20 protein-coding genes are annotated in these 23,717 nt (G+C 75.0%); 7 read left to right on the top strand and 13 right to left on the bottom strand.

Going from position 1 to position 23,717, the window contains the following annotated elements; translation table 11 throughout:
• The coding region (locus CRM73_RS06430) for a TspO/MBR family protein (RefSeq protein WP_229587195.1) at positions 1–312 on the top strand (312 nt) is incomplete at its 5' end.
• A gap of 26 nt (positions 313–338) precedes the next feature.
• On the opposite strand, the gene CRM73_RS06435 is transcribed toward CRM73_RS06430, so the two are convergent.
• The 3 genes from CRM73_RS06435 to CRM73_RS06445 form a co-directional block, all read right to left on the bottom strand.
• Positions 339–2,471 (bottom strand): S8 family serine peptidase, encoded by a 2,133-nt coding sequence (locus CRM73_RS06435; protein WP_229587196.1) that lies wholly within the window; start codon positions 2,469–2,471, stop codon positions 339–341.
• A 237-nt stretch (positions 2,472–2,708) separates the two neighbouring features.
• On the bottom strand, positions 2,709–4,364 hold the full coding sequence (locus tag CRM73_RS06440; RefSeq protein WP_095651200.1) for a S8 family serine peptidase: 1,656 nt from the start codon (positions 4,362–4,364) through the stop codon (positions 2,709–2,711).
• 203 nt (positions 4,365–4,567) lie between these two features.
• Positions 4,568–4,990, bottom strand: a complete 423-nt coding sequence (locus tag CRM73_RS06445; RefSeq protein WP_229587198.1) for a hypothetical protein — start codon at positions 4,988–4,990, stop codon at positions 4,568–4,570.
• Between the two features lie 126 nt (positions 4,991–5,116).
• Here CRM73_RS06445 and CRM73_RS06450 point away from each other — a divergent pair, with 126 nt between their 5' ends.
• The 3 genes from CRM73_RS06450 to CRM73_RS06460 all read left to right on the top strand — a co-directional run bounded on the left by CRM73_RS06450 (position 5,117) and on the right by CRM73_RS06460 (position 8,230).
• Positions 5,117–5,728 carry a malonic semialdehyde reductase gene (locus tag CRM73_RS06450; protein WP_217987552.1) on the top strand — a complete coding sequence of 204 codons (612 nt, stop codon included), beginning with the start codon at positions 5,117–5,119 and terminating at the stop codon, positions 5,726–5,728.
• Between the two features lie 93 nt (positions 5,729–5,821).
• A complete protein-coding gene (locus tag CRM73_RS06455; RefSeq protein WP_095651201.1) occupies positions 5,822–6,994 on the top strand; it encodes a type III polyketide synthase in 1,173 nt (390 codons plus the stop codon).
• A gap of 9 nt (positions 6,995–7,003) precedes the next feature.
• A complete protein-coding gene (locus tag CRM73_RS06460) occupies positions 7,004–8,230 on the top strand; it encodes an NAD(P)/FAD-dependent oxidoreductase (RefSeq protein WP_095651202.1) in 1,227 nt (408 codons plus the stop codon).
• Between the two features lie 41 nt (positions 8,231–8,271).
• Here CRM73_RS06460 and CRM73_RS06465 read toward each other — a convergent pair whose 3' ends face one another.
• The 10 genes from CRM73_RS06465 to CRM73_RS06510 all read right to left on the bottom strand — a co-directional run bounded on the left by CRM73_RS06465 (position 8,272) and on the right by CRM73_RS06510 (position 19,852).
• Positions 8,272–9,363 (bottom strand): DUF2267 domain-containing protein, encoded by a 1,092-nt coding sequence (locus CRM73_RS06465; RefSeq protein WP_136341376.1) that lies wholly within the window; start codon positions 9,361–9,363, stop codon positions 8,272–8,274.
• Positions 9,364–9,566: 203 nt separating this feature from the next.
• Positions 9,567–10,889: an MFS transporter gene (locus tag CRM73_RS06470; RefSeq protein WP_095651204.1), complete on the bottom strand. Its 1,323-nt coding sequence runs from the start codon at positions 10,887–10,889 to the stop codon at positions 9,567–9,569.
• Positions 10,876–12,510 (bottom strand): ABC transporter ATP-binding protein, encoded by a 1,635-nt coding sequence (locus CRM73_RS06475; protein WP_095651205.1) that lies wholly within the window; start codon positions 12,508–12,510, stop codon positions 10,876–10,878. The genes CRM73_RS06470 and CRM73_RS06475 overlap by 14 nt, the downstream gene beginning before the upstream one ends.
• Positions 12,503–13,345 (bottom strand): ABC transporter permease, encoded by an 843-nt coding sequence (locus tag CRM73_RS06480; RefSeq protein ID WP_095651206.1) that lies wholly within the window; start codon positions 13,343–13,345, stop codon positions 12,503–12,505. Before CRM73_RS06480 ends, CRM73_RS06475 begins: the two co-directional genes overlap by 8 nt.
• Positions 13,338–14,279, bottom strand: coding sequence for an ABC transporter permease (locus CRM73_RS06485; RefSeq protein WP_095651207.1), 942 nt, complete (start codon positions 14,277–14,279; stop codon positions 13,338–13,340). Before CRM73_RS06485 ends, CRM73_RS06480 begins: the two co-directional genes overlap by 8 nt.
• A 43-nt stretch (positions 14,280–14,322) precedes the next feature.
• Positions 14,323–15,744, bottom strand: coding sequence for an ABC transporter substrate-binding protein (locus tag CRM73_RS06490; RefSeq protein ID WP_229587199.1), 1,422 nt, complete (start codon positions 15,742–15,744; stop codon positions 14,323–14,325).
• Between the two features lie 346 nt (positions 15,745–16,090).
• Positions 16,091–16,849: an alpha/beta fold hydrolase gene (locus CRM73_RS06495; RefSeq protein WP_017834815.1), complete on the bottom strand. Its 759-nt coding sequence runs from the start codon at positions 16,847–16,849 to the stop codon at positions 16,091–16,093.
• Between the two features lie 66 nt (positions 16,850–16,915).
• Positions 16,916–18,139, bottom strand: coding sequence for a PLP-dependent aminotransferase family protein (locus tag CRM73_RS06500; RefSeq protein ID WP_229587200.1), 1,224 nt, complete (start codon positions 18,137–18,139; stop codon positions 16,916–16,918).
• Complete coding sequence (gene speB, locus CRM73_RS06505; protein WP_095651209.1) at positions 18,136–19,203, bottom strand: agmatinase; 1,068 nt, start codon at positions 19,201–19,203, stop codon at positions 18,136–18,138. Before speB ends, CRM73_RS06500 begins: the two co-directional genes overlap by 4 nt.
• Positions 19,204–19,285: 82 nt before the next feature.
• Positions 19,286–19,852, bottom strand: a complete 567-nt coding sequence (locus CRM73_RS06510; protein ID WP_017834812.1) for a helix-turn-helix domain-containing protein — start codon at positions 19,850–19,852, stop codon at positions 19,286–19,288.
• A 179-nt stretch (positions 19,853–20,031) separates the two neighbouring features.
• Here CRM73_RS06510 and CRM73_RS06515 point away from each other — a divergent pair, with 179 nt between their 5' ends.
• Genes CRM73_RS06515 through CRM73_RS06525 form a run of 3 tightly spaced genes read left to right on the top strand, consistent with a single transcriptional unit; the run spans position 20,032 to position 23,655 of the window.
• Positions 20,032–21,492: a sodium:solute symporter gene (locus CRM73_RS06515; RefSeq protein ID WP_115163497.1), complete on the top strand. Its 1,461-nt coding sequence runs from the start codon at positions 20,032–20,034 to the stop codon at positions 21,490–21,492.
• Positions 21,489–23,012 carry a cytosine permease gene (locus CRM73_RS06520; protein WP_229587201.1) on the top strand — a complete coding sequence of 508 codons (1,524 nt, stop codon included), beginning with the start codon at positions 21,489–21,491 and terminating at the stop codon, positions 23,010–23,012. Before CRM73_RS06515 ends, CRM73_RS06520 begins: the two co-directional genes overlap by 4 nt.
• Positions 22,999–23,655: a cyclase family protein gene (locus CRM73_RS06525; protein ID WP_095651243.1), complete on the top strand. Its 657-nt coding sequence runs from the start codon at positions 22,999–23,001 to the stop codon at positions 23,653–23,655. The genes CRM73_RS06520 and CRM73_RS06525 overlap by 14 nt, the downstream gene beginning before the upstream one ends.
• The last annotated feature ends 62 nt before the right edge of the window (positions 23,656–23,717 follow it).

Genomic DNA, 23,717 nt, shown 5'->3' on the forward strand with positions numbered 1-23,717 from the left:
CGCGGCCCGCGGGTGCGGACGATCCGGCGCCCGGGGTGCGCCCCGTCCGAGGCGGCACGGCGCGAGCGCGGCTACCGCCGGGCGCTCGCGCTGAACCTCGCCCTCAATGCGGGGTGGAGCTGGGTCTTCTTCACGAAGCACGACACCGGCCTGGCCACCGTCACGGCCGCGGCGCTGACCGTCAGCACCGCCGATCTCGCGCGCCGGGCGGCGCAGGCACGGCCCCTGCACGGCGCCGCCCTGCTCCCCTACGCCGGCTGGTGCGGCTTCGCCACGGTCCTGAGCGCCCGCATCCACCAGCTCAACTCCTGAAGCGGGTCCGGGCGGCCCGGGCCCGCTCAGCGGGCGGAGACCGTGATCGCGCCGTGGCGGTAGCCGATCGATCCGCCCTGGAAGCGCTGGACGACCGTGTCCCCGGAGCGCTGCTCCGGGGTCACCGGGTAGCCCAGGCGGCCGTGCTCGCCCCGGAGGTCGGCGTGGGCCCGGCCGATCGCCCCGCGCACGGGCTGCGCGCCGGTCGCGGGCGACCACAGGATCCTGCCCCGCTCGAAGGACTGGTGCGCCCCGCCGGCCGGGCCGCGGTGCTCACCGCCCAGCGGGTGCCCCAGCAGACCCGTCTCCGCGCCGAGGGCCGCCCAGCGCGCGCCGACGGCGCCGTGCACGGGGGCCGCACCGGTCCCGGCGCTCCAGACGACCGTGCCCCGCTGGAAGTGCTGGTGGACGCCGCCGGCGCCGTTGTCGCGCTCCCCGGTCCGGGGATAGCCCAGGAGGCCGTTCACGCCGCCGGCGCGGTTCCAGGCGCCGCGCACACCGCCGTGCACCCACCGGGCGCCCGAGTCCGCGCTCCAGTAGACGGCTCCGCGCTCGAACTCCTGGTAGCAGCCGTCCTGGGCGAGGCCGCACCGTTCGTGCGAGCGCGGCGCCCCGGTGGAGGCGCCGATCCGGGCGTGGAGGGCGCCGATGGCGCCCTGGGTGCGGTAGCCCTCCTGGAGCGTGGCCCGGGCGACGGCGGCCCTGGGGTGCACGAGCCCTGCGCCGCAGCCGCCCGGGCAGGACCCGGGCAGGGGCCGGGCCGTGGCGGCCAGGACCTCCTTGACCTGGGCCGGGGAGAGGGACGGGTCCGTCTCGCGGACCAGCGCCACGACCCCCGCGACCGTGGGGCTGGCCATCGAGGTGCCGTACTTGTAGGAGTAGGTGCCGCCGCCGGGCCGGGCGCTCCCGGTGTCGGCGGTGGACAGGATCTGCCGGGAGGGGTCCCCGCCCGGGGCGGCCAGCGTGACCCGGCCCCAGTTGGAGTACCCGGCGCGGGCGCCCTGGGCGGTGCTGGCGGCCACGGTGATCACCCCCCGGCAGTTGGCCGGGGACTCCATCCTGGCGTCGCGATCGTGGTTGCCCGCCGCCACGACCACGCTCGCCCCGCGGGACAGGGCCCGGTCGATCCCGTCCTGCAGGGCGGCCGGGCACGTGCTGGAGAGGAAGCCCAGGCTGAGGTTCACCACGGTCGCCGGGTGGGGGTTCGCCGGGACGGCGTCGACGTCCTCGCCGGCGGCCCAGGCGATGGCCACGGCGATGTCGGACACGTACCCGTCCCCGCAGGCCCCGAGGGCGCGCACCGGCAGGAGCGTCGCGCCGTGGGCGACACCGGCCACACCGGTGCCGTTGTTGCCCCGCGCCGCCGCGATGCCCGCCGTGTGCGTGCCGTGCCAGGAGGAGGAGCGGGCGGCGGAGCCGGATCCGCACTCGCCGGGACCGGCGTGGTCCCCCTCGTCCCGTGGGTCCGGGTCCCAGCCGTCCCCGTCGCGGGAGTGGCCCGGCTGCACGCCCCCGGCGTGCAGGGAGACGAAGTCGTGGCCCGGTGCCACGTTGGCGTCCAGGTCGGGGTGGGACGTGATCCCGGTGTCCACGACCGCGATGGTCTGGCCCCTGCCGGTCGCCCGGTCCCAGGCGCTGGGCAGGTCGAGGCCTGCCGCGGCGGGCTGGAGGTTCCACTGCGACGTCGCGTAGTACGGGTCGTCGGGCACCGCGGCGATGCTCGCGAGATGGTCCGGCTCGGCGTACTCGACGGCCGGGTCCTCCTCGAGGGCGCCGGTCAGGGTCTCGAGCTGTTCCGCGTCGAGGAGCCCGTCCGCCGCCACGACCCGGGCCGAGTCCACGGTCCGGCTGATCTCGTCCAGCAGGGGCGCCGCCGCCGGCTCGCCCGCCGCCGCGCCCCCGGGCGCGATCCGTTCCGCGGCCTCCGCGTAGACGCGCTCGCGGGCCCGCGGGGCGGGTTCCGCGCCGTCCTTGAACTTCACGATCACCCGGTCGGTCGCGCCGGGGCTCCCGGCCCCCTCCGCAGCGGGCGCGGGCGCGGGCGCCGGTGCGGCGGGCACGGTGGCCTCGGCCGGGGGCCGGGCCGCGGCGGGGGCCGCGGCGCCGGCCAGGATCAGGACCAGGGCGGCCGTCAGGGCGCGGCCGTGGAAGGACGTCATGGACTCTCCAGCCGGTGGGGGGGGTGCAGCGCGCAGCGGGGGAGCTGCGGCGCGCCGACCACGGGAAGGGGAGTCGGCGCCGCTGCGCTCAGCGTACGGAGCGTCTGCTCGTGTTACCGAATGGGAAGATCCATGCTTTTCGCTGGACTTAGAGGTGGTCCCGGAGGAACGGCCCGGGGACGACGACGGCGCCGCCCACCCCGAGCGGGTGGACGGCGCCGGCGGGCGGGGCGAGGGTCAGCCGGCGGCGGGGATCGCCCACCACTGGGCCGGGAGGACCTGCTGCCAGCGGGCCCCGAGGCCGGAGTTCCAGACGATCCAGCCGTTGGCGAACTCCTGGAAGCAGGGCGTGCCGCCCAGGGCGCACAGCTCCCGGGAGCGGGCCTCGCCGGTGGTCGCGCCGATCTTCCGGTGCAGCGCCCCGATGCCGCCCGCGGTGCTGAAGGGCTCGCCGCCCTGCACCGCGACCAGCGCGGAGACCGGGTCGACGATGCCGGCGCCGCAGCCGGGCGCGCACCCGCCGGGGGCCTGCCGGGCCGTCGAGGTCAGGGCGTCCTGGAGACCCGCCACGCCCAGCCCCGGGGCGAGCTCCCGGAGCAGCGCCACGGTGCCGGCGACCGCCGGGGCCGCCATGGACGTGCCGTTGCGCTCCGTGTACGTGGGTGCGCCGAGGCCCTGCGCCCCGGCGTTGCCGGTCGAGAGGATCTGCGCGTAGGGGTCCCCGCCCGGGGCCGCGACCGTGACCGAGCCGAAGTTGGAGTAGGGGGCCAGCGCGCCCGAGACGTCCGTCGCGGCGACCGAGATCACGCCGGCGCAGTTGGCCGGCGCGGACTGCGCGGCGTCCACGGCCTGGTTGCCCGCGGCCACGACCACGGGGATCCCGCGGTTCACGGCCTCGCTGATCGCGGACTGCAGCACCGCCGGGCACTCCCCCGGCACGCCGAGGCTGAGGTTGATGACCGTCGCGGGGTTCGGGTTGGCGGCGGCGCCCGCCACCGGGGCGCCGGCGGCCCACAGGACGCCGGCGGCGACGTCGGTGATGTACCCCTGGCTGCAGGCGCCCACGGCGCGCACGGGCAGGATCCTCGCGTCCGGGGCCACCCCCGCGACGCCCAGTCCGTTGTTCGCGTCGGCCGCGGCGATGCCGGCCGTGTGGGTGCCGTGCCAGGTGGAGCTCGGGGGCATGGGGCTGTTGGGGCACAGCACGGCGTCGGGGTAGTCGCCCATGTCCGTCGGGTCGGCGTCCCACCCGTCGCCGTCCCGGCCGTTCTGGGCCGTGGAGACGAAGTCGTAGCCGGGCAGGACGTTGGCGTCCAGGTCGGGGTGGGCGGTGATGCCGGTGTCCACGACGGCGATGGTCTGCCCGGCGCCGGTGGCCCGGTCCCACGCGAGGGGCATGCCCAGTCCGGCCGGGTCGTCCCACAGGCTCCACTGCAGCGCGGCGTAGGACGGGTCGTTCGGCACGGCGGTGGTGGTCGCCAGGAGGTCCGGCTCCGCGTACTCCACGGCGGGGTCCTGCTCCAGGGCGGTGGTCAGCGCGTCGAGCTCGGCGCCGGCCAGCATCCCGTCGGTCCGCACCACCTGGGCGCCGTCCGCGGTGGCCGTGGTCTCCACGAGCCCGGCGCCCCCGGACCGGCCGGCGGCCTGCGCGTACACGACGTCGCGGGAGTCCTCGGGGGCGGTGCCGTCCCGGAACTTCACGACGACGCGGTCGGTCGCCGCCGCCGTTGCCGAGTCGGCACCGGGAGCGGTTCCGGTGGTCGCCGGGACCGGCTGGACGGCCTGGCCCGCGGTCGCGGCGGCCCCGGGCTCCGCCGCGGCGGAGCCCAGCGGGACGAGGGCGAGGGCGGCCGCGAGCGCGAGGGAAGCGGTGGTGCTGCGGGTGGTGGTCAAGGATTCCTCCGGCCGTCGGGACGGGAGGCGGGATGGTGCGCACGGCCCACCCCCCGATGGACTGGAGCGAGAGCGATCCCCCTGCGGAAACGGAGCCCCCACTCCTGTGCTCTGCCCAGCGTAGGGACGGTGTGCGTGTGTGACCGAATGCGAACCCCGTGGACCGGGGTCCGGGGGACGCCCCCGGGCCGGGCGGCGGGCCCTCAGCCCGCCCGGGCGATGCGCAGGGCTGTGGCGATCAGGGGGACCTGCAGGGGGAGCCGCACGAGCGTCACGGCCCGCCGGACCGGGGAGCCGCGGCGGGCCCGCCAGGCCATGGTGACGTTGCCCGGCCACACGCCCACGAACAGGGCGGCCGCGGCCCAGCCGCCGGCGCGGCGGGTGCCGGGACGGAGCAGCAGCGCCCCGACGCCGATCTCCGCCGCCCCGGAGCCCAGCGTCCAGGCGCGGGGCGGGCCCGGCAGGGACCGCGGGATCAGCCCGTCGAAGAGCGCGGGCCGGACGAGGTGGAGCACGCCCGTCCCGCACAGGGCCGCGCCCAATCGGAGGGCGCGTGCCGCCTCGGCGCCGGAGCGGGCCGCGCGGCGGTCCGGTCCGGACAGGAGCTGCGGGAGACGGAGGGGCATGGGGCCAGGGTACCCAGCGGGAGGCGCCGCGACGTGACGGACGGCACACGACGTCCCCGGCATAGACCCGCCCCGCTCTTTGTTGACGTGTACATCAAGATGACCGTGCCTCCGAAAGGACACCCCGTGGCCCCCGAGACCCTGCAGGACCAGCTCACCCTCGACGCCCTCGCCGCCGACCTCCTCTTCCGCGAGGCCCGCACGGCCTCGGAGTTCCTCGACGACCCCGTGGCCGACGAGCAGCTCCGGGCGGCCTTCGAGCTCGCCAAGATGGGCCCCACGGCCATGAACATCCAGCCGCTGCGCGTGACGTGGATCCGCTCCGCGGAGGCCCGGGAGCGCCTGCTCCCCCACATGGCCGAGGGCAACCGGGCGAAGACCGCCGCGGCGCCCGCCGTCGCGGTGCTCAGCTACGACGTGGACTGGCACGAGCACCTGCCCGTCGTCTTCCCGCCCGCCGCCGGCAACCAGGAGATGTTCGCGGGCAACGAGGAGCTGCGCGCGCAGATGGGCCGGGACAACGCCCACCTGCAGGCCGGGTACTTCGTGCTGGCCGTGCGCGCCGTCGGTCTCGCCGCGGGCCCCATGGGCGGTTTCGACGCCCCCGGGGTGGACGCCGAGTTCCACGCGGGGACGAGCCTGCGCGCGCTGATGGTCGTGAACATCGGCGCCCCCGCCGCCCCGCGCCACGACCGGCTGCCGCGCCTGGACTTCGACGCCGCGACCCGCACTGTCTGAGGCGGCCCCGGGCGGACCCGCCGGCCGCGGGTCCGCCCGGCCCCCGCGCGCCCTCCGTGGCACCTGTCGGCCCGAGGACGGATACTGGACGGGATGACGCCCGCACTCCTGTCCCTCGGCACGGCCCTCCCGCCGCACGTGCTCGAGCAGACCGACGCCCAGGACCTCTACCAGGCCCAGCCCGGCACCGACCGGCTCAACGCCCGGCTGCTGCGCACGGTGTTCGGCGCCTCCGGGGTTCGGCGCCGGCACACGGTGCTGTCCGAGCTGGTCGAGGACGGCGCCCGCGCCGGATCCCCGTACATCACGGAGGACGGCCGGTTCCTGACCCCCCTCACCGGCGTCCGGAACCGGACCTACGTGGAGCAGGCCCCCGCGCTCTTCGCCGAGGCCGCGCGGGACGCCCTCGCCCGCTGCCCCGGGCTCGACCCCGCGACCGTCACCGACGTGGTGACCGTCTCCTGCACCGGCTTCTTCGCCCCGGGCCCCGACTACCAGCTGGTCCGGGACCTCGGCCTCGACCCGGCCGTCCGCCGTGCGCACATCGGCTTCATGGGCTGCCACGGCGGGCTGATCGGGCTGCGCCAGGCCGCGGCCATCGCCACGGCGGACCCGGACGCCGTCGTCCTGCTCGTGGCCGTGGAGCTGTGCACGCTGCACCTGCGCCCGGCCCGGGACCCGGACGCCATCCGGGGGGCCGCGCTCTTCGCCGACGGCGCCGCGGCGGCCGTGGTCAGCGCGCGGGCCCCCGAGGGCGTCACCCCGCTGCTCGAGCTCGACCGGTTCCGCACCCTCGTGATCCCGGACGGGGAGGACGCCATGGCCTGGACCATCGGCGACGCCGGGTTCGAGATGATCCTCGGCGCCGCGGTGCCCCAGGTCCTCGAGGACAACATCCACACCGCCCTCGCCGCGCTGCTGGACGGGCCGGAGGGGCCCGTCGACCGGGACCGCATCACCGACTGGGCCCTCCACCCCGGCGGCCGCGGCATCCTCGACAAGCTCGAGGACACCCTGGGGCTGCCGCCCGAGGCGCTGCGGGAGTCCCGCGACGTGCTCGCCACGCGCGGCAACATGAGCAGCGTGACCGTCCTGCACGTCCTGCGCCAGGTGATCGACGCGGCCCCGGCGGACGAGACCCGCACCGTCTGCGCCCTGGCGTTCGGGCCGGGCCTGACCGTAGAGTCGGCGCTGTTCACGATCCCCGCCCGGGCCGCGGCACCGGCCGCGGAGCTCGATCCCGCCGCGGCCGTCCCGATCCGCTAGGAGGTTCCCGTGGACCACGACGTCGTCGTCGTCGGCGCCGGGCTCGCCGGCCTGCAGTGCGCCCACCTGCTCGAACGGCACGGACTGGACGTGGTGGTGCTGGAGGCCTCCGACGGCGTCGGGGGCCGGATCCGCACCGACACGGTCGACGGCTTCCGCTGCGACCGCGGGTTCCAGGTGCTCAACCCCGCTTACACCGAGCTGCGGCGCAGCGTGGACGTCGCGGCCCTGGGGATCCAGAAGTTCGACGCCGCCGCCGGGGTCCGCCGCGGCGACGGCATCGACGTCCTCGCCGACCCCCGCCGCGTCCCCTCCCGGCTGCCGGGGACGCTGCGCAGCCCGCTCGTGGAGCTGCGCCGGCTGCCCGCCCTGGCGGCCTGGCTCGCCCCGGGCCTGGACCTCCGCGCACGGCGCCGGGAGCGGCGGGACCTGCCCTGGCACGAGTCCCTCGACGCCGCCGGGGTGCGGGGACCGCTGCGGGACCTGGTGCTCGAGCCGTTCCTGGCGGGCGTGATCCTCGAGGACGAGGGCCGCACCTCGGCCGCCTTCGTGCGCGAGCTCGTCGGCTGGTTCCTGCTCGGCACCCCCGGCCTGCCCTCCGGGGGCATGGGCGCGCTCCCGGCCTGGATCCACGACGGGCTCCGGTCCCCGGCCGTCCTCGGTGCCCGCGTGGAAGCGGTGGAGCGCACCGGGAACGGGTGGACCGTGGGCGCCGGGGACGCCGCCTGGCGGGCGTCCTCCGTGGTCGTGGCCACCGAGGGCCCGGCCGCCGCCCGGCTCCTGGACCTGCCGGACACCCCCATGAAGGGCGAGGCGACCTGGTGGTTCGCGGCGGACGCCGCGCCCTCCGACCTCGGGTGCCTGGTCCTGCCGGGCGAGTCGACCGGCCCGCTCGTCGACACGGCCGTGGTCAGCAACGCCGCCCCCAGCTACGCCCCGGACGGCCGGGCGCTGATCCAGGCGACCGCCCTCCTGCCGCGGGGCGCCGAGCTCCCCGCCGAGGCCGACGTCCGCCGGCAGCTGGGCACGATCTGGTCCGCCGACGCCGCCGCCTGGGACCTGCTGACCGTGCACGAGGTGCGCCGGGCGCTGCCGGAGCAGCCGCCCGGGCTCGTGGCCGACCGGCCCGCCGCCCTCGGCGACGGCCTGTACGTGTGCGGCGACCACCGCACCGACGGCTCGACCCAGGGCGCCCTGCGCTCCGGGCGCCGCGCGGCCGAGGCCCTGCTGGCCTGAGCCCGCTGGTTGCGGGGGGGGGGTGACCCGGCCGCGCCGGGTCAGTCGTCGTAGGTGTCGGCGAGTCGGCGGCGCTGGTGCTCCCGGCGGCTGTAGGTGGCCTCGCGGATGGCCTCGTCGCTGTCGAAGTTCGAGCCCAGGGCGCCGGCCAGGGTGCCCAGCGACGCGGCGAGCCAGGACAGGTGCAGGTAGTCGAGGAGATCGACGGGATGGCCCAGCTGGGACTCGAGGTAGCCGGCCTCGATCACCGCCAGGCCCACGAGGAGCAGCATCGCCCACAGGAGTACGTACATCAGGGCCACGCTCAGCCACACGGTGATGACGGTGGAGGCGTTGTCCGACCGGGACCGCCAGGGTTCGCCGTCGTCCGCGGAACGGTTCCACAGGCCGTTGTGGAGGATGAGCCAGCCGCTGAGCGCGGCGGTGACCACCACGCTGATCGTGGCCAGCCGGAGCGGGGACAGGACGTCGGACATGTTCCAGATGGAGGCGTAGAAGATGCCGAAGGCGCCGGTGGCGGCCGCGGCCGCCACGCAGCTGGCCAGGGCCGGCAGCAGGCGCCCGGGCTGGTTGCTCAGGATCATGCCGATCAGCAGCCGCAGCCGGTTCATCCGCCCGGGAAGCACGACGTAGGCCGCGCCTCCCGCCTCCCCGGAGGAGACCTTGCGCGCCGCCGCCCGTCCCAGGGCCCCGTGCACCGCGGACGGCGAAGGGGCGTCCTCGGCGCCGTCCCGGATCGCGCCGACCAGGGCGGCCAGCAGCCGGCAGGCCTTGCGGGAGAAGTGGTCAGCGCCCAGGCCCGGCAGCGAGACCAGCGCCGCGGCGTCGGCCGCGCCGACCTCGCAGAGCAGCGGTTCCCCGTCGTGGACGCGCGGCAGGTCCGTCAGGTACACCACGAAGTCCCACCCGTGCTCCTCGCGCAGCCGGCCGGCCTTGTCCAGCAGCGGGATGTTCCCCTCGGCCGTCAGGGGCAGGGTCTCGCGGCTGACCTCCACCGTCCAGGAGATCTCCGGGCCGGAGCGTTCCCGGCCGGAGCGTTCCGCGAGCGCCCGCGGCAGGTCCTCGGCCACCCGGCGGGCCACCTTCTCCGGCAACCCCGGATCAGCGAGAACCCCTACGGTCAGTGACTGCACATGGCCTCCTCCCCCGAGCGCACGGCACGTGGCGCCGCGGCCTCGGAGGCTGCCCCGCGGAGCAGCTCGACGTCGTCCCCCGAGCTTAGCCATCGGCAGGCCGACGACCGGACGGAACCAGTGGGGCGCCGGTGCGCGAGGTTCCCGCCGCCGTTGCGGAGCCCCGTCCCCTGCCGAGGAGCAGGCCCCGCGGCCGCCGGTCGTCAGCGGGTTCGTCGAGCCGGTGCCGTGGTGGAGGGCGCGTCGGCGGGCCGGGCGGTGCGGTGGCCGCGGAGCACGGTCGGCAAGCCCGCGGCGGCCAGGAGCGCGAGCACGACCAGAGGCGCCCAGGGGGTGCCGGGCCACCAGTGGTGCCGGTCGGTGAGATCGAGCAGCTGCCCGAGCACGGCGTTGCCGGCCAGCACGGTGATGCCGCCGCAGGTGGCGGCCAGCCCGTAGTAGGCGCCCCGCCCCGAGGTGGGTCCGTGCGCCGGGACGAACGACGGGATCAGGGACAGGATCGTGGGGGTCAGGAGCATGTGGCCCAGGATCAGGACGGCGACGGCGCCCATCAGCGGCGCCATCGAGCCGGAGGCGGTCCCGGGGTGCATCGAGGTCGCGGCGACCAGGGTGAACGCGCCGGCTTCGAGCACGAAGCCGACCGCCAGGGCGGCGCCGGGGCCCATGCGCAGACCGGCGGCGGAGACCGGCAGCTGCAGCAGCAGGGTCAGGACCGAGGCGAGCAGGAACAGCGCGCCGAGCCAGGCACCGTCGAGGCCTCGCCGGCCCAGCTCGACGGGCACGGCGAAGTAGAGCTGGTGGTAGGCCAGCATCTTCATCCCGGCCAGTGCGCAGAACGTCACGAAGCGCCGATCCCGCAGGCAGGCCCACCGGGGGCCGGCCGCGGAGGGCGCCGCGGCGGGCAACGCGGCGTCTCGGTCCGGCTGATGGTGGGCCGGTTCGGCCGGGAGCAGGTACCAGAGCAGGACCGTCACCGCGGTGAACACCCCGATCCCCAGGAACAGGGCCGCGTCGAATCCCCAGCCCAGGAGGAACGACCCCAGCACCGGGCCCAGGACGGCGCCGATCTCTCCGGTGATCGCCAGCCACACGAACACCGACCGCCGGCGGCCGGTCCGGCGGCCCGGGCCCTCCGTCCCCGCCGGCTGGTCGGCGTGGGAGAGCCGGGACTCCAGGGCGGGTGAGAACAGGGCGCCCCCGGCACCGGTGAGCACCGCGCCCAGGAGGAACAGGGCGAAGTCGGACGCCGCCGCCAGCGTGGCGTAGCCGACGATGCGCACCAGGCAGCCGGTGAGGACGGCCCGGCGGGCACCCCACCGGTCGGCCAGCATGCCGCCGATGAGGAACATGCCCTGTTGACTGAAGGTCCGGGCTCCCAGCACCAGTCCGATGGCCGCGGCGCCCAGGCCGTACTCGGTGCCCATGGCTCCGGCCAGGAAGGGCACCACGGCGTAGAAGCCGAGGTTGAACACCAGCTGCGCGCCCAGCAGGGTGCGCGTCTCGGCCCGGTGGTCACGGAAGGGCATCGAGCTGCTCCTCGGACAGGCGGTGGGTGTCCAGGATCGCGCACACCTGGGGCAGTGCCGCCGCCACCAGCTGCCTGCTGTGCTCGTGGCGCGGTCGGGCGAAGAGCTCGGAGGTCTCCGCGAGCTCGACCAGGCGGCCCTGGAAGAGCACCGCGACCCGGTGGCTCATGTAGCGGACGACGCTCAGGTCGTGGGAGATCATCACCAGCGACAGGCGCCGGTCCCGGTGCAGGCGCAGCAGCAGGTCCAGAACGGTGCGCTGGGTCACCGCGTCCAGGGCCGAGGTGGCCTCGTCGCAGATGAGCACCGCCGGTTCCAGCAGCAGTGCTCTGGCGATGGTGAGCCGCTGCAGCTGGCCTCCGGAGCACTGGCCGGGACGCCTGTCCAGCAGCTCCGGCTCCAGTCCCACCTCCCGCACGACCTCGTGGATGCTCGCACGCCGTTGCCCGGGCGTGCCGTTCCGGTGCCGCAGGAGGGGGGCCTCGAGGCTGGTGCCCAGCGGCATGCGGGGATCGAAGGAGTCGTGCGGGTCCTGGAAGACGAGCTGCACGTGCGAGGCCGCCGCGCCGGAGCCGGCGCGGTCGGCGCCCGGGGTGCTGGTGACCCGTCCGCTGTCCGGTGCCTCGAGTCCGACGATCAACCGGGCGAGCGTGCTCTTGCCGGAGCCAGACTGGCCCAGCACCCCGAGGATCTCGCCCTCCCGCAGGTCGAGGGACACCCGGTCCACCGCGGGACGGGCCTCCCGCCGCCTCGGCCCGAAGCGCTTGGTGAGGTCGTCCAGCACCACGAGGGGGCGCGCCCCGCCGGTGGCGGGCGGAGTCCCGGTGGGGGTGAGGGCAGATGCCTCCAGGAGGGCCTTCGTGCACGTGCTGCGCGGATCGTTGAGCACGGTGCCGGCCGGCCCGGACTCCTGCACGCGCCCGGCGTCCAGCACCACGACCCGGTCGGCGTAGGCGGACACGGTGGCCAGGTTGTGGGTGATGTAGAGGACCCCCAGCCCTCGGTCGCGCCGTTCGCGGTCGATCAGCTCCAGGATCTGCCGCTCGAGCACCGTGTCCAGGGCTGACGTCGGCTCGTCGGCCAGCAACAGTCCGGGGCGACCGGCCAGGGCCAGGGCCACCATGGCCCGTTGGGCCATGCCGCCCGAGAGCTGGTGGGGACGTGCCCGGGCGCACCACCGAGGGTCCTCGAACCCCACTTCGGCCAGCAGTTCCAGCGTCCGTGCACGAGCCTGCGTGCCGCGGAGGCCGGCATGGAGCGTCAGCGGTTCCCGCAGGTGCTCGCCGACGGTCCGGCGGGGGTTGAACATGCGCTGGGGCTGCTGGTAGAGCATGCCGATCCGGCCGCCGCGCACACGGTTCAGCTCCGCTTCGCCGGCCCGGGCGAGGTCGGTGTCACCCAGCCGGATCGTCCCGGCGTCCCGGTGCACCTGCGGGGGCAGCAGGCCCAGGACGGACATGGCCGTCAGGGTCTTGCCCGACCCGGAGGCGCCCACCAGCGCCACGAACTCCCCCGGAGCCACGGTGAGGTCGACGCCGGACAGGAGGGGGCGGCCAGCGGCGCCGTCCGCGCCCGGCCGGTGGCTGAGGTGCAGGCCCTCGACGACGAGGCGCTCAGACATCGTGTTCCGTCCGCGACGATGCCGGCAGCAGCATGCGGGTGCTGCTCATGTGCGCCAGCCGTTGGCCGATCAGGGTCACGCACAGCGCAACGGTGAAGACCACCAGGCCCGGGGCGAGGACCGTCACCGGCGCCCGGACGGCGTACGGCTGGGCCGCGGCCAGCATCGCCCCCCAGTCCGACTGCGGCGGCTGCACCCCCAGCCCCAGGTAGGACAGGGCGCCGACGGTGATCAGGAACTGGCCGAACCGCAGGGCGGCCTGCCCGAGCAGGGGCCCGGACAGGTGCGGCAGGATGTGCCGGAGGACGACGAAGGACGGCGAGCACCCCAGGACACGCGCGGCCTCGACGAAGCCGCGGGCCGAGACGTCGTAGGCCAGTGCCCGGGCCAGCCGGGCGAAGGGCGTCCAGCCGGTCACGGTCAGGGCCAGGAGCAGGGACAGGGGGCCGGGACCCAGCACGGCGACCAGGAACAGGGCCACCACCATCTCCGGCAGCGCCAGCAGGACGTCGTTGGTCCGGGTGAGCAGCTCGTCCACCCACCCCCGGCGGCGGGCGCTCAGCACCCCGATCCCCGTGCCGATCGCAGCGGTCAGCACGGTGGCCACGGCGGCGGTCACCAGGGAGAACCGGCCGCCGTCGAGCAGCCGGCTCAGGGTGTCCCGGCCCAGGTGGTCCGTCCCCAGCCAGTGCGCCGGGCCGGGCGGGGCGAGCCGTGCCGTGAGGTCCTGGGCTGCCGGCGGGTACGGTGCGATCCAGGGCGAGAACACCACGGACAGCACGATCAGGGCCAGGAGCGCCGCCGCCGCCCGGACCAGGACGGGCCGGTCACGCATGACGCCCCCTGATCCGGGGGTTGAGGATGCCGTGCACCAGATCCGCCGCGGTCGTCAGGACGACCGCCAGTCCCACGACCACCACCACGCCGCCCTGGGCGAGGGGGATGTCGCTGTTGCGGACGGCGTCGAACAGCAGCCTCCCCATGCCGGGGATCGCGAAGACGACCTCCACGATGACGGACCCGCCCAGCAGACCGGCGAACCACACGGCCACCAGCGTGGTGAGGGGCAGCAGACCGTTGGGGAGCACGTGGCGCCAGACCGCCTGCGGGTGGCTGAGTCCCCGGGCCCGGGCGGCGACGACGTGCTCGGCGCCCAGCGCCTCGAGCATCCCCTCGCGCACCGCCGAGGTGAAGTAGCTGATGGGGCGCAGGGCCAGGACCGCCACCGGAAGGACCGCGGACGCGGGGCCCTCCCACCCGGCGGAGGGCAGCAGGGACAGCTGCAGCGCGAAGACCAGCACGAGCATCGGGGCCAGCCAGTACTCGGGCATCGCGATGAAGGCCTGGGTGACCGTGGTGATCACCCGGTCGGCCGGGCGCCCCTCCTGCAGGGCGGCCACGGCCCCCAGCACCACGGACACCGCGGCCGCCACCCCGAGGCTCACGACCACCAGGCTCACGGTGATCCACAGGGCGGGCAGCACCTGCTCGATCACCGGTGTCCGGCTGGCGTAGGACAGGCCCAGGTCACCGCCGGCGAGCCGGCCGAGCCAGCGCAGGTACTGCACCGCGAGGGGGTCCTGGAGTCCCAGCTCGAGCGCCAGCCCCTGGGCGGCGGCGTCGTCGACCACCTCCCCCGCCACCCGCGACCGGATGATCTTGCGCACCGGGTCCCCCGGGGTGACGTAGGGGATGAGGAACACCACGAAGGACGCCAGCAGGACGGTGACCCCCAGGGTCGCCGTCCTCCTGGCGAGGAACGCCGTCATCGACGCCCCCGCGCTCGCGGGGCTCTGCGGCTGCCGGTCGTGCTCACGAGCCGGACTTCGTCGTCTCCGCGCGCAGCACGTACCGGGACAGCGGGTCCTGGACGTAGTTCTGCAGGTCGGTGCGGACCGCGTCGATGGCCTGCTCGTTGACCAGCCAGACGTTCACGGCCTGGTCCTCGAGGATCTTCCCGGCCTGGGCGTACAGCTCGTAGCGCTGCTCGGCGTCGGCGGTCCCGGCGGCCCGGGCGATGAGCGCGTCGTAGTCCTCGTCGCAGAAGTGGCTGAGGTTGTAGCTGCCCTCGCACGTGTAGTCGGCGGTGAGGAACCCGATCGGGTCGGCGATGTCGATCAGGCGGTTGCGCTGGCTGAGCACCATGTCGTAGTCCCCGGACAGCAGGTCCGGCTCCACCGCGGCGTACTCCTTGGTCGTGATGGTGACGGGGACGCCGACGCTCTCCAGGTTCTCCTGGATGACGGTGGCCACGTCGGCGAACTCGGCCCGCTCCACGATCGCGATGATCTCCAGCGGCCGCTCGGCGGTGTAGCCGGCGGCGTCCAGGAGCTCCTTCGCCGCCGCCACGTCCTGCTGCGGCGTCTCGGCCTCCTCGCCCGCCCAGGGCTCGGACGAAGCGAAGGGCCCGGTGCTCGGCAGGGCCGCGCCCTCGTAGACGCTGCCGGCCAGGGCGTCGAGATCCAGTGCGGAGCGGACGGCCCTGCGGAAGTCGACGTCGTCGAACGGCGCCCTGCCGTTGTTCATGTACAGCGTCGCGGTCCGCGGGGACTCGGCCTTGAGGACCTCGACGCCGGGATCGGCCTCCAGCGCGGACAGGTTGGCGACGGGGATGGACAGGGAGACGTCGGCCTCGCCGGTCTGCACCTGCGTCGCCCGCGTCGCCCCGTCCGTGATGAACCGGACCTCGGCCCCGGCGAGCTGCACCGGTCCGCCCCAGTAGTCCTCGTTCCGGTCCAGGGTCAGTGACTGCTTGGGCTGCTCCGAGACCGGGGTGAACGGCCCGGTGCAGTGCCCGAACGGGTCCACCGCCCCGCCCTCGAAGGCGGCGGGGGCCAGCACGCCGGTGTTGACACTGGCCAGCCGGTAGGGAACCAGGGGGCTCTCCTCCGGAGTGGTGACCCGCACCGTGCGCTCGTCGACGGCCTCGACGCCGCTGACGACGGCCGGGCTGAAGGCCCGGGCCGGGACCTCTGCGTCCAGGACGTTCTGGAGCGAGGTCACCACCGCGTCGGCGGTGAGCGGGGTGCCGTCCTGGAACTGCACGCCGTCCCGCAGGGTGAAGTCCCACTCCGTGGGGGAGACCTGGTCCCACTCCGCGGCCAGGGCCGGGACGATCTCCCCCTGGACCTCGTCGTAGCGGGTCAGGGTCTCCAGGCAACCGGACAGGGACAGGATGTAGGCGGCGTCGCTCTCGAGGGCCCAGTCGGCCACCGGTGCACGGAAGTTGTCCACCACGATCCGCTGGCCGGTATCCGCCGCCTGCTCGCTCCCTCCGTCCCCGCCGCTGAAACCGCACCCGGACAACGTGAGAACGGCGACGGCACCCGTCGATGCCGCTACCCGGAAAACTGCGCGCACAGAACCACCTCAGTTCGACGTCCCTGGACAGAGCGCCCGCCGAGGACATGTGAATGATCGGGGAATCCCCCGGAGGAGAGGTTAGGCTACCCTCAGTCCCCGGTCCACTCGGCGGACCGGGATCGTCACGAACGGGACCGGATCCGGCGTCCGCCGCGGAGGTGCCGGTGCTCCGTCGGGGCCGTCCGCCCGACGGCGACGCCCCGTCGGGCCCGTTCCGTCAGGATCCCGGCCGGCGCCGTCTCGGGGCGAACGTGGCCGGCTTGTCGGCGGCGTGGAAGTCGGTGATCAGGCGCGCGCACAGCTGCGGCTTCTCGACCAGTACGCCGTGGGAGGCGTGCGGGACCACGGCCAGCTCCCCGTGGGGCAGAGCGCGGTACGCGGCCACGGCGTGCTCGAGCCGCACCTCGTCGTCGTCGCCGACGAGCACCAGGACGGGGAGGTCGAGGCCCGCCAGGTCCGCGTCCGTGAAGACCGGCCCCTCCTCGTGCATCCGCCGCAGCTTCGCCGCGACCTCGCCGTAGTGCTCGCGCCCGTCGGGGGAGACCTCCGCGTAGGCGTCGACCATGAAGGCCGGCACCTCCGCCTCGCCCGCCAGGACGCCGGGCTCCCACCCGTCGCGGTGGTGCACCCCCGCCGCCAGCACCAGGTCCCGGACCAGGTCGGGACGGCGCAGCGCCACGGTCAGGGCGACGACGGCGCCGTCGCTGTACCCCAGCAGGTGCACCGGGGCGCCGGCCTCCTCCTCGAGGAAGGCGATCGTGTCCTCGGCCATCGCCGCGTAGGAGAGCGGGCCCTCCCGGTCGGGGGTGCGGCCGTGCGCGCGCTGATCGGGGGTGATCACCCGGTACCGGCCGGCCAGTTCCGCGACCAGCGGGCCCAGGGCCCGGGAGTCCGTGCCCCCGGGGTGCAGCAGGACGAACTCCGGCCCGCTTCCCCGGGCGCGGAACCACAGTCCCCCGGCCCGCTCCTCGCTCATGCGGTCAGTATCGCCCCTCCCGGGGACACCGCACCAGCTCCGGGGGCGGCGCCGAGGCCCAGCAGGTCAGTCGCACAGCATCTCCCCCACCCGCCGGACCCCTTCGGTGATGTCCTCCGGCGAGGCCGCGGAGTAGGCGAGGCGCAGGCTCGTGGAGGCGCGCCCGTCCGCGTAGCAGGCGCCGCCGGGCACCAGCACCACGCCGTGCCCGATGGCCCGGCCCAGGAGGTCCCCGTGGTCGAGGGCCGGGTCCAGGTCCAGCCACGTGAAGAAGCCGCCGGCGGGACGCGTCCAGCGCACCCCCTCGGGCATGAACCGCTCGAGGGCGGTCATCATGGCGGCGCAGCGCGCGCGGTACAGGTCCACCGCCCGGTCCAGGGCGGGCCGCCAGTGCTCGCTGGCCACGTACTCGGCGGCGAGCTCCTGGCCGAGCACGGACGGGTGGATGGTCACGGCCTCGGCCGCGATCTGCAGCCGGGCCCGCACCGCCGGCGCCGCCGCGATCCAGCCGACCCGCAGCCCGGGCGAGAAGATCTTGGAGAAGCTGCCCAGATGGATCACGGTGCCCGGGTCCAGCGAGTACAGGGACGGGAGCCGGTGGGCGCGGTCGAAGCCGAGCAGCGCGTACGGGTCGTCCTCGAGGATGAGCACCCCGCGCTCGGCGCAGACCTCCACGAGCCGCCGGCGCCGCTCCTCGGTGAGGGTCACCCCGGTGGGGTTGTGGAAGTTCGGGATGGTGTAGACGAACTTCACGCTCCGGCCGGCGGCCCGCAGCCCGTCGATCCGCCCGGCGACCGCCTCGGGGTCCAGTCCGTCGTCGTCGACGTCCACGTGGGCGACCTCGACCTCGTAGCTGCCGAACACGCCGAGGGCCCCCACGTAGGTGGGGCCCTCGGCCACGACCACGTCCCCCGGGTCGCAGAACAGCTTGGTCACGAGGTCGAGACCCGCCTGGGACCCGGCGGTGATCTGGATCGTGTCGGGCGTGGTCTCCGCGCCCTGCAGGCGCATGAGCTCCACGACCAGCCCCGGCAGGCGCCCGATCCCGGCCCCGGAGCCGTACTGGAGCACCTCGGGGCCGCGCTCGGCGAGGATCCGCGCCGACATCGCGGCCACCACGTCGTGCGGGAGCACGCTCATGTCCGGGTTGCCGCCGGCCAGGGAGATGATCCCGGGGCGCATCGCGATCTCGAACACGGCCCGGACCGGGGAGGGGCGGAACTCCTCGGAGCGGTGGGCGAACAGCGAGGTGTGGTCGGGCCGGGGGGCCACGGCCGCGCCCCCGGTCACCGGCCCTCCCCCGCCGGGGCCTGCGCCGGGACGGCGTCCCCGTAGACGTGCCCGGCCAGCCCGTAGGCGGGTCCGCCCGGCGCCGCGCCGGGTCCCAGCGCGAGGAGGCTGATGAGCTCGTAGGCCACGTGGGCGGCCGCCACCCCGGTGATCTCGGCGTGGTCGTAGGCCGGGGCGACCTCGACGACGTCGCAGCCGACCACGTTCGTCCCGCGCAGCCCGCGCAGGATCTCGAGCACCTCCCGGCTGGTCATGCCGCCGGCCTCGGGGGTCCCGGTGCCGGGGGCGTGGGCCGGGTCCAGCACGTCGATGTCCAGCGAGACGTAGAGCGGGCGGTCGCCGACGCGCTCGCGCAGGTGCGCGACGACGGCGTCCACCCCCAGCCGCATGACGTCGGCGGAGGAGACGATGCCGAAGCCGAAGCGGGCGTCGTCGTCGAGGTCCTCGGTGCCGTAGAGCGGCCCGCGGGTGCCGACGTGGCACACGGCGTCCGTGTCGAGCAGGCCCTCCTCGAACGCCCGGCGGAAGGGGGTGCCGTGGGTGTACTCGGCGCCGAAGTAGGTGTCCCAGGTGTCCAGGTGGGCGTCGAAGTGCAGCAGCGCGACCTCGCCGTGGCGCGCGTGGGCGGCGCGCAGCAGCGGCAGGGCGATGGTGTGGTCGCCGCCGATCGCCACGAGCCGGGTGTCCTCGCCCATGAGCTCCTTGGCCTGGGCCTCGATGGAGGCGATCGCCTCGGGGATGTCGAAGGGGTTGGCCACGATGTCCCCGGCGTCGGCGACCTGCGCCCCGGCGAACGGCGAGACGTTCTGCGCGGGGTTGTAGGGGCGCAGCAGGCGCGAGGACTCCCGGACGTGGTTGGCCCCGAACCGGGCGCCGGGCCGGTAGGAGACGCCGGCGTCGAACGGCACGCCCACCACCGCGATGTCCGTGTGCTCGACCTCGTCCGTGCGCGGCAGGCGGGCGAACGTGCCCAGCCCCGCCCAGCGCGGGGTCAGGGCGGCGTTGACGGGTCCGACGACGGGGGCGCCGTCCGGGGTGGTGCCGGTGATGCGCTCGGGGTTCATGGTGTGCGGTCCTCTCGGTGGATGCTGACGGGGGTGCTGACGGGGGTGCCGGCGGGGGCGGCGGACGGGCCGGGCGGGGGGCTCACGAGCCGAGGATCCACAGCAGCACGGCGTCCTCGGTGCCGGGGTTCTCCCAGGTGTGCGGTTCGGAGCCGGGGAAGGTGACGGTGTCCCCGGCCGCCAGGTCGAAGGTGCGGTCCGGGACGTGCAGCCGGAACCGGCCGCTGATCAGGTGCAGCACCTCGGTCTCGCAGTCCATGCTGTACATCGCGTCCTCGCCCCGGCCCCCGGCGGCCACGCGGGCCCGGATGACCTGGACCTGGCGCTGGGCCGACGGCGTGACGAGCTGCTCCTCGATGCCCTCGCCGCCGAGGTCGATGTGCGGGGCGTCCTCGAGCCGGACCAGCTCCACGTCGGCGGGCCCGGCGAAGAGCGCGCCCACGTCGATCCGCAGCACCTGGCACATCCGCACCAGGGAGTCCACGGACGGGGAGGTGATGTCCCGCTCCACCCGGCTGACGAAGCCCTTGGTGAGGCCCGCGGCGGAGGCGAGCTGGTCGATGGTCATGTGGCTGCGCCGCCGGTGGTTGCGCAGCCGCGACCCCACGGCGGCGGTGTGCCCGGAGCTCTCGATGGGCAGTGCTTTCACGACGACGACGCCTCCTCCCGGACGGTTTTACCCGCCCGTCACGACCCGGACCCGTTCCCAAAACATGATCTGCATCATACTATGTGGGACAACTTTTGTTTCTTGTAGAGCAACCCCGTTCCGGGGAGGCTCCCGATCGACCCCGTGGGCGCCCGCGCCCCGAGGAAGCAGCGACACCCATGAACGTGCTGATCATCGTGCTGTACCTGGTCGCCATGGTGGCGGTCGGGCTCTGGGCCAGCCGCCGGGCCCACGACGCCGAGGACTACCGGGTGGCCGGCCGCCGCCTGGGCCCCGGCTTCTACACCGGGACGATGGCCGCGGTGGTCCTCGGCGGCGCGTCCACCGTGGGCGGGGTGGGCCTCGGCTACACCTACGGCATCTCCGGGATGTGGCTGGTGGTGGCGATCGCCACCGGCCTGGCCGCGCTGAGCCTGTTCTTCGCCGGCCGCATCCAGTCCCTCAAGGTGTTCACCGTCTCCCAGATGCTGCAGCTGCGCTACGGCGAGCGCGGCGGGGCCAAGGCGTCCTCGTTCGTGATGCTGGCCTACACCGTGATGCTCTCGGTGACCTCCACCTCCGCGTACGCCGCGATCTTCTCGGTCCTCTTCCCGCTCGACCGGTCGTGGGCGATCCTGCTCGGCGGCGTGGTGGTCGTGGCCTACTCCGTGCTCGGCGGGATGTGGTCGATCACGCTCACCGACATGATGCAGTTCGTGTTCATGACGGTCGGCATCTTCCTGGTGCTGCTGCCGTTCTCCCTCTCCGCGGCGGGCGGCTGGACCGGGCTCGAGGACCGGCTGGACGCCACGTTCTTCACCTGGGACGGCATGGGCACGCAGGCGATCGTCACCCAGTTCGTGGTCTACGGCTTCGGCATGCTGATCGGCCAGGACATCTGGCAGCGCGTCTTCACCGCCCGCTCCCCGCAGGTCGCCCGCTGGGGCGGGCTCGCCTCCGCGGCCTACGTGGCGCTCTACGGCGTGGCCGGGGCCGTCATCGGGATGACGGCCGCCGCCGTGGCCCCGGACCTCTCCTCCCCGGACGACGCGTTCGCCACGATGGCGCAGCAGTACGTCCCGGCCGGGCTCGGCGGGGTCGTGCTCGCGGCCGGGGTCGCCGCCATGATGTCCACGGCCTCGGGCGCGCTCATCGCCGCGGCCACGGTGGCCCGCGTCGACGTCGTGCCGACCCTGAGGTCCCTGCTCACCCGGCACGCGGCCCCCGCCCCGGAGGGCACCGCCGAGGCGCTGCGCGGGGACCGGCTCTACGTGCTCGTCTTCGGCGTGGTGATCACGGTGATCTCGATCTTCGTCTCGGACACCGTCACCGCCCTGACCATCGCCTACGACATCCTGGTGGGCGGCCTTCTCGTCGCCATCCTCGGCGGGCTCCTGTGGCGGCGGGGGACGAGCCTCGGCGCGGCCCTGTCCATGCTCGTCGGGTCCGTGGTGACCGTGGCGTCCATGGCGGTCTTCGGCGTGCTGGCCAACGCCCCCATCTACCTGGGACTGGCGAGCTCCGCGCTGGTCTACGTGGTGGTCTCGCTGCTGTCCCGCCCCACGCACGCCGGGGTGCTGCGGCAGTGGAACGAGCGCCTCGCGGGCTCCGGCGCCGACCGCGCGGAGGCCCGCCCGTGAGCGCCTGGTCCCGGCTCTCGGACCACCTGGACGAGAACTCCGAGGGCTACGGCCCGCTGCGCGGCACGCTGGGCGCGGGCCGGATCGGGATGATCTGGCTCGCGGCGAACCTGGTGGTGACCACCCTGCTGACGGGGACGCTGTTCGTGCCCGGGGTGTCCTGGCCCACGGCCCTGGCCATGATCGTCCTGGGCACGCTGATCGGCGGGGCGGTGCTGGTGCTCGTGGGGAACATGGGCACCCGCACCGGTCTCGCCACCATGTCCCTGACCAAGGGCTCCTTCGGCCTGCGCGGGTCCTTCCTGCCGGTGGCCGCGAACGTGGTCATCCTCATGGGCTGGAGCTGGGTGCAGGCGATGCTCGCCGGCGTCACCGTGAACTTCCTCGTGGCGCAGGCGACCGGCTACTCGAACCCGGTGCTGTTCTCGGTGCTCTGCCAGGCGCTGGTCGTGGCGCTGGCCGTCCTCGGCCACGAGGGCATCGCCCGGGTGGAGCCGTGGCTGGCGGTGGTGATCCTGGGCATCATGGCCTGGGTCTTCACGGTGGCGTTCACGTCCTACCCCGTGGCCGACTTCGCCGCCCTGCCCGTGGACCCCGGAGCGGGCTGGTCCTCCATCGCGGTCCTCGACGTCGTCATCGCCACGGCCATCTCCTGGACCGTGCTCTCCGCGGAGTTCAACCGGCTCGCGCGCCGGCAGTCCGCGGGCATGATCGGCTCCGGCACGGGGTACGTCCTGTCCACGGTGGCGGCCATGAGCCTGGGGGCCACCGCCGTCGCCTACGTGGTGCTCGACGGCGGGGAGGCGGTCGGGTTCGACCCGACGGTGCTCGTCGCCGCCTTCGGCGCGCCCCTGGCGGTGGTGGTCTTCCTGTCGGTGATGGCCACCAACACCATGGTCGTCTACGGCATGGTCTCCTCGGTGGTGAACCTGACACCCTCGCGGAGGCTGCGGTTCCTGCCCACGGCGCTCGTGCTGGGGGCCGTGTCGGTCCTCGGGTCCACCCGGCTGGGCCTGCTGGACCAGTTCACCGAGTTCCTGGTGCTGATCGGCTCGCTGTTCATCCCCGTCTTCGCGATCATGCTGGTGGACTACTACGTGGTCCAGCGCGGCGCCTACGCGGCGGACATCCTGCGCGGTCGCGGCGGCCGGTACTGGTACCGGGGCGGGGTCAACCCCGCCGCCGTGGCGGTGTGGGCCGTCGGCGCGGTCTGCTCGCTGGTGCTCACCTACGTGCTGCCGAGCCCCGTGGGCGCGACCATTCCCACGTTCGTCCTCTCCGCGGCGCTCTACCTGCTCTGGGCCCTGGCGGCGAAGCGGATCGTGCCGGGCGGGCCGGTCCAGCGCCACCTCGCCGAGGCGGGGAGGAACGGGACGGACGGGGCCGGGGCGCGGGACGGGGCCGCCGCGCCCGAGCGGACCGGCGGACCCTGCACGGTCGGCGCTGTCGGCACTGTCGGCACTGTCGGCACTGTCGGCGCGGCCGGCAGGCCGGAGGAGGCCGCCGATGCGCCTCGTTGACCTGAGCCACCCCGTGGAGGCCGGCATGCAGGTCTTCCCGGGGGACCCGGCCGTGGACTCCCGGCTCGCGGCGTCCGTCCCGCGGGACGGCTTCCAGGTGGCCGAGCTGCACCTGGGCACGCACAGCGGCACGCACGTGGACGCCCCGCTGCACACCGTGGACGGCGGCTCGCCCGTGGACGAGCTCGACCTCGCCCGCCTGGTGGGACCGGCGCGCATCGTGCACGTGCCGGAGCTCCGGGAGCACGAGGTGATCCGCTGGGCGCACGTCCGCGCACAGCTGGAGGACGTGCGGGCCGGCACGATCGTGCTGTTCCGCACCGACTGGTCCCGGCACTTCGGCACCCCGCGCTACCTGGCGCACCCGGTGCTGGACGTGGAGATCGCCGAGCGCCTGCTGGCCGCGGGCGTGCACGTGCTCGGCACGGACACCCTCAACCCGGACCGCACCCCGGACGCCGGCGCGTCCGGCCCGCCCGAGCTGCCGGTGCACGCGGCGGTCCTCGGGGCGGGCGGGGCGATCGTCGAGAACCTGACGAACCTGCACGCCGTCGACTGGCGGGACCCGCTGGTGAGCGTCCTGCCGCTGCGGCTGCGCGGACTGGACGGCTCCCCGGTGCGGGCGGTGGCGATGCAGCCGTGAGCCCCGCGCCGCCGCTGCCCGGTCCCCGCCCCGGGACCACGACGCCACCGACGCCGACGCCG

The organism is Kocuria sp. CCUG 69068 (assembly GCF_020833785.1).
GTDB classification, from domain to species: Bacteria; Actinomycetota; Actinomycetes; order Actinomycetales; family Micrococcaceae; genus Kocuria; species Kocuria rosea.

Bases quoted from the DNA above. Each gene is read 5' to 3' on its own strand.
- CRM73_RS06435 (WP_229587196.1), bottom strand. From the start codon at position 2,471: ATGACGTCCTTCCACGGCCGCGCCCTGACGGCCGCCCTGGTCCTGATC.
- CRM73_RS06445 (WP_229587198.1), bottom strand. From the start codon at position 4,990: ATGCCCCTCCGTCTCCCGCAGCTCCTGTCCGGACCGGACCGCCGCGCG.
- CRM73_RS06455 (WP_095651201.1), top strand. From the start codon at position 5,822: ATGACGCCCGCACTCCTGTCCCTCGGCACGGCCCTCCCGCCGCACGTG.
- CRM73_RS06470 (WP_095651204.1), bottom strand. From the start codon at position 10,889: ATGCCCTTCCGTGACCACCGGGCCGAGACGCGCACCCTGCTGGGCGCG.
- CRM73_RS06475 (WP_095651205.1), bottom strand. From the start codon at position 12,510: ATGTCTGAGCGCCTCGTCGTCGAGGGCCTGCACCTCAGCCACCGGCCG.
- CRM73_RS06480 (WP_095651206.1), bottom strand. From the start codon at position 13,345: ATGCGTGACCGGCCCGTCCTGGTCCGGGCGGCGGCGGCGCTCCTGGCC.
- CRM73_RS06485 (WP_095651207.1), bottom strand. From the start codon at position 14,279: ATGACGGCGTTCCTCGCCAGGAGGACGGCGACCCTGGGGGTCACCGTC.
- CRM73_RS06495 (WP_017834815.1), bottom strand. From the start codon at position 16,849: ATGAGCGAGGAGCGGGCCGGGGGACTGTGGTTCCGCGCCCGGGGAAGC.
- speB (WP_095651209.1), bottom strand. From the start codon at position 19,203: ATGAACCCCGAGCGCATCACCGGCACCACCCCGGACGGCGCCCCCGTC.
- CRM73_RS06515 (WP_115163497.1), top strand. From the start codon at position 20,032: ATGAACGTGCTGATCATCGTGCTGTACCTGGTCGCCATGGTGGCGGTC.
- CRM73_RS06525 (WP_095651243.1), top strand. From the start codon at position 22,999: ATGCGCCTCGTTGACCTGAGCCACCCCGTGGAGGCCGGCATGCAGGTC.